The sequence below is a fragment of the Acinetobacter sp. UBA3025 genome, from assembly GCF_002367915.1.
Taxonomy (GTDB): domain Bacteria; phylum Pseudomonadota; class Gammaproteobacteria; order Pseudomonadales; family Moraxellaceae; genus Acinetobacter.
The window spans coordinates 1-6,842 of the sequence record NZ_DFDO01000108.1 but is presented as its reverse complement, the minus strand read 5'-3'; the positions used below and the strand labels follow the sequence as shown (position 1 = coordinate 6,842).

Sequence of the window (6,842 nt, the reverse complement as noted above, 5' to 3'; positions counted from 1 at the left end):
TATAAATAAAAACCACGCCGTAGCGTGGTTTTTTTGACTGAGGTCAATTATTTGACATGGAGCTTGTTAAATAGCGCCTGACTTGTGCTTTCTATAGATTGAGGAATCGCTAAGGCTGCCACGAAGCGGTCTGGACGCAGGATGACGATAGAGTCCTTGGTCTTGCCGAACTAGGTACGAATGTCCGTACCGATATCACCAATGGTGATCACCTCTTCGTATTGCTTACGATGTTGATTAGACAATTGAACTGTAGGAATAATCTGGATAAATTTTACGCCAAGTTTTTTCCACTGTTGTATCGTTTGCTTGCTTAAGCCCCATTTCGGATCCACCCCCCAGGCAATGATGGCAAAGTCATTGCCAATCACTTCATCCAGCAATACAGTTTCATCAGACTCCAGTTTCACCTGCGGCTGAATGAACATCTTGCCGACTGGAGAGTCTTTCTGAGTATTGGCCAGCAGGGCACCATCATGATACTTCGGCATAGGCTTAAAGCGCATTTCCAGCAGGTACTGTTTGATTGGCTTGATATAGTTCAATGCGTAAGCAATACCGTCACGAACAAAGCCTTGCCATTTTTTTGGTGGAGCAAGGACGTGGCCTGCCATGACTGAAAGATCGATCATCGCCTTGGCATGATCCTTACGTTCTACCTGGTAAGAGTCCAGTAATTCATGGCTTGCTTTACCCTGGATCACCAATGCAACTTTCCAGGCCAGGTTAAAGGCATCACGCATACCGCTGTTATAGCCTTGGCCTTGCCATACCGGCATGATGTGTGCAGCATCACCAGCAAGCAGAATACGGTCAGCACGGAACTTATCTGCAATACGTGCATTGTGGGTATAGACACGTTGACGAATCACTTCGATTCCATCGGTATTCGGTAAAACTTTAGATAGTAGTTTGGCAATATTTTCTGGTTTGCTGAGTTCTTCCTGAGTTTCGCCTGGCATGACCATGAATTCGAAGCGGCGAATGCCATGCGGCAGGGCAGCTGATACATAAGGACGCACCGGGTCACAGCATAGATAAATATGTGGGGTTGCCAATGGGTCATTATCGATATCAATCACGATCCACTGGTTTGGCGCAGTTTCACCTTCGAATGGAATGTTGAGGGTACGGCGTACATAAGAGTTTCCACCATCACAGGCAATCAGGTATTGCGCACGAATGGTTTCTAAGCTGCCATTTTTAGTCTGAACATTTAAAGTTACACCCTCAGCATCCTGGCTGAAATGTGTCAGATGGCGAGAGAAAAGTACTTCAGTTTTTTTATATTGTTTGAGGCCTTCTAGCAGAACGTTATCTACTTGTGGCTGAATGAAAGCATTACGGCGGGAGAAACCAAATTCACGAGTCAGTGGCTGAATGTCTGCGAAGCAACGGCCTTTGGGTGTCAGGAAGCGCATGGCATGATTCGGGGTAGTATGCGGCAAGACCTGATCAACCAGTCCCAAAGATTGAATGGTACGCAAGGATTCATCATCAATGCCGATGGCACGCGGATAATCGATCAGACTATTTAGCTGTTCAACCACAGTGACCTGTACACCCTGTTTGCTTAAATAGTTGGCAATTGTTAAACCTACCGGGCCGGCCCCCAAAATCGCCACTTCAGTGGTGTAATTTGTATTGCTCATCGCGAATGTCCATTCCATCAATTCAGGATTGAGACTATTAAGGAACAATCAATAGCGCTAAACAAGCTAGTCCATAGTAGGTCATGTCTATCAAAAAGATTTAGTTGAAGAGAATTTTATTTTAATAAGTTATTGATAATAAATAATAATATTTAAATTTATTCATAAGATGAATGAATCCTATGATCATTTCTGGCTATAGTGAATAGCCTATAAGGTATAAAAAAGCTGAATCACGCAGTTGCATGATTCAGCCTTAGTCTACATCCGGCAGCATAGGTCAAACCTACTGGAGATTTACTGCACGAGATGTTGCTTTAAACCTGATTAACGAGTCGATGTCGACTTAGTCGTTTTTTTACCATCTTTGTCTTCTGTAGCAGCTTCAGACGCAGCAGGCTGGTCAGCAGGTCCAGCTGTGGTTACATTTGGATTTGGGTTATTCGTTGCAGGAAGTTCCTGAGTTGTCACAGTGACTTTCTGTTCCTCAGTGGTCTTCGTGTCAGTGGTGTTGTTTGCTGCAAAACTGGTAGCTGCGGCTGCAGTAAGCGTTGTTGCAAGTAAGATTTGTGCATATTTCATGTTGAGCATCCTTTTTATTACATTTATAAACTGCCGAATGACCATCACATCAATCCGGCAGGAATTCATCCTAAGCATGAAAATTTTATGGAGCAAAGCAATTAATAAAAGCCGCACGAAGCTGTTAACCAAGCAAATACAATCATTGGAAATTTGTTTTCTTCTGTTAAATGTATAAGAAATTGTTAGCTGGAAATGTGTGTAAATATTTCAAATATAGCGTTTAAGTGAACTAGTTAACGGTTAAAAAGTACTTACTACAGACTGTTATTTTTATTTGAACCGAGATAAATAGAATCTAATCATCCAAGAATGAACATTTTTGCAAGAGTCCAGTGTTCTATAATAGTCAGGTTTACTCATTCTAATTCTATCTTTGAGAGAATCAATTTTGAAAGTTCTTGCCGCTCAGCAGCCTATTCCTGTACACATCATTTCCGGATTCTTGGGTGCTGGTAAAACCACTTTATTAAAATATTTACTGAGCCAGAAACCGGAGCAAGAAGTCTGGGCTGTGCTGATGAATGAGTTTGGTCAGATTGGCGTCGACCAGCAATTACTGCCTCAGGATCAGGGCTATGCAGTGAAAGAATTGCTGGGCGGCTGTTTATGTTGTAGCAGTCAGTTGCCAATGCAGATTGCTTTATCCCGGCTATTGTCAGAAACCAAACCGGACCGGCTATTTGTTGAACCTACAGGACTCGGACATCCCGGGCAACTGCTGGAACAGCTCACCGAACCGCATTGGCAGAGTCATTTGAAAATGCAGGCTCTGGTCACGGTAGTCGATGGTTCACGTTTACATGATCGGGACTGGACGCATCAGAACCTGTATGCGGATCAGCTGAAAGTTGCCAATATCGTGGTTATTTCCCATGCTGACTTGATGACTGAAACTGATCATGCTGCTTTAACTGAACTCAAGGCTGAGTATCAGCCATATGCCCAGCACTGGCTGATGATAGAAAACGGACAGCTGGATATTGAGCAAATCAAACAGGATTATCAGGGTGCTTCACGTCAGATCCAGCCACTGCTCAAGCAACAGCGCCAAGTGTTGGGAGAGGTGCCGGCTATCGTACATCAGTTGCCTTATCATTATGTAGAAAGTGCACAAGGCTATCAGGTGGCAGGTTGGAAATTGCCAAAACGCTGGCAATTTGATTTTTATGATCTGCTGGATTTGCTTTGTGAGCAGCAGGACTGGCTCAGAATCAAAGGGATTTTTAATACTAATCAGGGCTGGAAAAGCTTTAATTTCAATCCTGATCAGTTTAATTATCAGTCTGCTGAAGAAGGCATTGATAACCGGGTAGAAGTGATTTACCAGACCTCACGTGACTGGCTGGAATTTGAAACCGCCTTAATGCAATGCCGGATTGATCAGGAAAAATAGCTTCAAATCTGCGCAGAGAAAATAGCTGGATAAGACGAAATCTGTCCAGCAAAAATGCAATAAATCTTATATGCTAGGCGCCAAATTTGAGGATTATGTTATGGCGTTAAAAGCGACAATTTATAAGGCAGATTTGAATGTTGCCGATATGGATACCCATCGTTATGAAGACTATCAGTTGACGATGGCGCTGCATCCTTCGGAAACCATTGAACGTCTGATGGTACGTATTCTGGCTTATGCACGTTTTGCTGGCGAGGCACTTGAATTTACCAAAGACCTGTTTGAGACTGATGAGCCAGCGTTGTGGGAAAAAGACCTGACTGGCCAATTATTGAAATGGATCGAAGTGGGTTGTCCTGACGAAGATAAAGTCAAAAAAGCCAGCGCACGTTGCAAACAGGTCGCAGTAGTTGCTTATGGTTCTTCAGTTGATGAATGGTATAAACGTAATTCCAAACTGAAAACGCTGTCGAATGTTGAGGTCTGGAAAATTTCAACTGCCAGCACTGAAGCGGTACAACAGTTATGCGAACGTACCATGCAGCTGCAACTAAATGTTATGGATGGTGAGTGGACCTTGATCGGTGATCAGGCCCAAGCTGTAATTGAATGGGAACAGTTACAATAACAGCCAATAAGGATGCAAGTCTCGGCTTGTATCCTGATTCAGAAATTGCGTATACCTGACAATAATAAAAATGAAACAGGGATAAATATATGCATCCGGATCTTTATCGTTTGCTCATTGCCCTCGGTATTGGTGCAATTATTGGTGCAGAACGCGAATATCGCAGTAAGTCTGCCGGTTTGCGAACCATGATCATGGTCAGTCTGAGTTCCTGCTTGTTCACGATTATGTCGATAAAAATTGGTCTGGATAGTCAGGACCGGATTGCAGCCAATATCCTTACTGGCTTGGGCTTTGTTGGTGCGGGAGTTATCTTTAAAGATGAAAACCGGATTTCAGGCATTACGACAGCGACGACCATCTGGATGACAGCAGCATTAGGGATGGCAGCTGGTGCAGGCTATGAATGGCTAAGTCTGTTTGCTACTTTCATTGTATTAATTGTGCTGATTTTCCTGATCTATGTCCAAGAGGGAATAGAAACTTTAAGTCAGGCACGTACCTACCGAATTATCTGTCCTTATCAACGTAAAACCTTAGAGCAATACGAAGAATTATTTAAAACTTATAATATGAAAGTAGTTCGCAGTGTGCAGCATAAAACGGAACATCGTATTAGTGGACGCTGGATTTTAATTGGCTCCGCCGAAAATCATAAAAAATTGACTAACTATTTACTGAATGATTCAAATATCCAGGAACTCAGCTTTTAAACCTTAAACCTTAAAGCTAAAGGAATTCTGCCTAATCCCGTTTATACTATGCGTATTTGCCAGAGAAAGGATATTGGTCATGACCAAAGAGCTAGAAATTATTGATTTGAAAGTGGGTGAAGGTAAAGAAGCGGTTAAGGGCGCACTTATTACGACTCACTATACTGGCTGGCTAGAAGATGGCACCAAGTTTGACTCATCACTGGATCGTGGTAACTATTTTGAAACCGTGATTGGCACTGGCCGTGTGATCAAGGGCTGGGATCAAGGGATTATCGGTATGAAAGTGGGCGGTAAGCGTAAACTAATTGTGCCTGCTCATTTGGCTTATGGTGAACGTAAGATGGGGAATATCATCCCGGCCAATTCAAACCTGATTTTTGAAATCGAACTGTATGATGTTAAAACACGTGATTAATTTACTGCAATAAGCTTCATTCATTGTGATGAATGAATCCTGATCGGGTGAAGTCATAGCAATATGGACTTCATCCGATGAACTACAAAAAAAGCTTTGCACTCCCTGCTATTCGACGTAGATTATAAGAAGAATAAAGCACTTTTCAGGAAAATACTGTCTTTGCAAAACGTGATAAGGAATGTCTATTCTGTAATATTGATTTGGAGCATTAGCTGGGTCCTATTAGTGACAATTCCAGTTTTCGCCCAGGCATCTCTTGAATCTTCCTCTGTCACACAGCACAGTCAGTTGCGTATTTCCGAAATTCACTTTACTGAAGATCATATTAGCCAATTACCCCAGAATTGGCAGTTTTACCCAAACCAGTTTATTACTGAACCCAGTTCCGTACTTACTCCGCAAGAGGTTCAATTACCTGCATCATTTAAAGATCTGACCGGTTCTAATATTGGCTATGGAACTTTTATCGGGCATTTCAAAATTCCATCAGAATTTATCGGACGTCGGATCGCTGTGCATATTCCGGCTGAATATGGCGCCTATCGAATCTATATCGATGGCAAATTTATTCTGCGGCATGGGGAAATTGCGAAATCAGCAGAAGAGCAGAGAAATGAAAGAGCACCTCGAATCGGTTATTTTGTTCCTGAGAGTGAATATTTCACCATGAGTATTCAGGCTTCAAACTATACCCATCTGCATGGCGGGATTGAGCAGCCTATACGCATTGGTACTGCTGGAACTATTAACCGTCAGTATCAGCAGCTTATGATGAGTATCAGTATGGTCTGTGGACTGGTGCTTGGGGTGGGCTTTTTCACGATTCTATTTTCGATGTTCAGGGGTTCAACCGAACGCAATAGCAAAAGTATTTTTATCTTTGGCCTGTTCATTATTTTTCTGGCCCTGCATAACTTTTTTGCAGCGCCGTATGCCTATTCGATCGTGACTAAGCTCGGTTGGCTATGGGGAACACGCCTGGAATATCTGTTCACTTTCCTGGCGATTCTATTTTTCCTCAGTTATATGTACCTGTTTAATCAGCGCTATTTACATCGACTTATTTATAGTGTTGCCGCAGGACTTTTACTACTGAACTGTGTCGTAACTTTGTTGACCGATCCGGAAACTTTTCAACGTCTGGCCTTGTATAGCGCGATTTTCGGGATAGTCGTGGTGGCCAATTTTATCTATGGCTTTTATCAGACTTTGCATCATAAAGACAATTATTCGCGCTTAACTCTCTATGCAGTCATTTTTCTATGCCTGACTTTTATAAATGACTATTTATTGCTGATCAATGTGATTGAAAGTGTGCATCTGTCTTTTATCTCGACCAGTCTGTATGCCGTGATCATTATGTTTCAGCAGTCGCAAAATTATGCCCATCAAACCTATGCGACAGAGCAGCTGAATATGAATCTGAAAGAGTTAAATAATTCACTCG

6 protein-coding genes and 1 pseudogene are annotated in these 6,842 nt (G+C 42.5%); 5 read left to right on the top strand and 2 right to left on the bottom strand.

Going from position 1 to position 6,842, the window contains the following annotated elements:
• Positions 1–47 precede the first annotated feature (47 nt).
• A pseudogene (locus B4J23_RS04590) lies at positions 48–1,652 on the bottom strand (bifunctional 3-(3-hydroxy-phenyl)propionate/3-hydroxycinnamic acid hydroxylase).
• Positions 1,653–1,979: 327 nt separating this feature from the next.
• Positions 1,980–2,234 carry a hypothetical protein gene (locus B4J23_RS04585; protein ID WP_034170131.1) on the bottom strand — a complete coding sequence of 85 codons (255 nt, stop codon included), beginning with the start codon at positions 2,232–2,234 and terminating at the stop codon, positions 1,980–1,982.
• A 391-nt stretch (positions 2,235–2,625) separates the two neighbouring features.
• Between B4J23_RS04585 and B4J23_RS04580 the strand changes: the two genes are divergently transcribed.
• The 5 genes from B4J23_RS04580 to B4J23_RS04560 all read left to right on the top strand — a co-directional run.
• On the top strand, positions 2,626–3,630 hold the full coding sequence (locus B4J23_RS04580) for a CobW family GTP-binding protein (protein WP_291358921.1): 1,005 nt from the start codon (positions 2,626–2,628) through the stop codon (positions 3,628–3,630).
• 100 nt (positions 3,631–3,730) lie between these two features.
• The gene (locus B4J23_RS04575) at positions 3,731–4,261 is read left to right on the top strand and encodes a YaeQ family protein (protein ID WP_103799664.1); all 531 of its coding nucleotides are present in this window, start codon (positions 3,731–3,733) and stop codon (positions 4,259–4,261) included.
• An 89-nt stretch (positions 4,262–4,350) separates the two neighbouring features.
• On the top strand, positions 4,351–4,974 hold the full coding sequence (locus B4J23_RS04570; RefSeq protein ID WP_103799665.1) for an MgtC/SapB family protein: 624 nt from the start codon (positions 4,351–4,353) through the stop codon (positions 4,972–4,974).
• Positions 4,975–5,053: 79 nt separating this feature from the next.
• Positions 5,054–5,392 carry an FKBP-type peptidyl-prolyl cis-trans isomerase gene (locus tag B4J23_RS04565; protein WP_159123393.1) on the top strand — a complete coding sequence of 113 codons (339 nt, stop codon included), beginning with the start codon at positions 5,054–5,056 and terminating at the stop codon, positions 5,390–5,392.
• A gap of 198 nt (positions 5,393–5,590) precedes the next feature.
• The coding region (locus B4J23_RS04560; RefSeq protein WP_414631561.1) for a 7TM diverse intracellular signaling domain-containing protein at positions 5,591–6,842 on the top strand (1,252 nt) is incomplete at its 3' end.

Coding starts and splice junctions, on each gene's coding strand:
- B4J23_RS04575 (WP_103799664.1), top strand. CDS start 3,731: ATGGCGTTAAAAGCGACAATTTATAAGGCAGATTTGAATGTTGCCGAT.
- B4J23_RS04565 (WP_159123393.1), top strand. CDS start 5,054: ATGACCAAAGAGCTAGAAATTATTGATTTGAAAGTGGGTGAAGGTAAA.
- B4J23_RS04570 (WP_103799665.1), top strand. CDS start 4,351: ATGCATCCGGATCTTTATCGTTTGCTCATTGCCCTCGGTATTGGTGCA.
- B4J23_RS04585 (WP_034170131.1), bottom strand. CDS start 2,234: ATGAAATATGCACAAATCTTACTTGCAACAACGCTTACTGCAGCCGCA.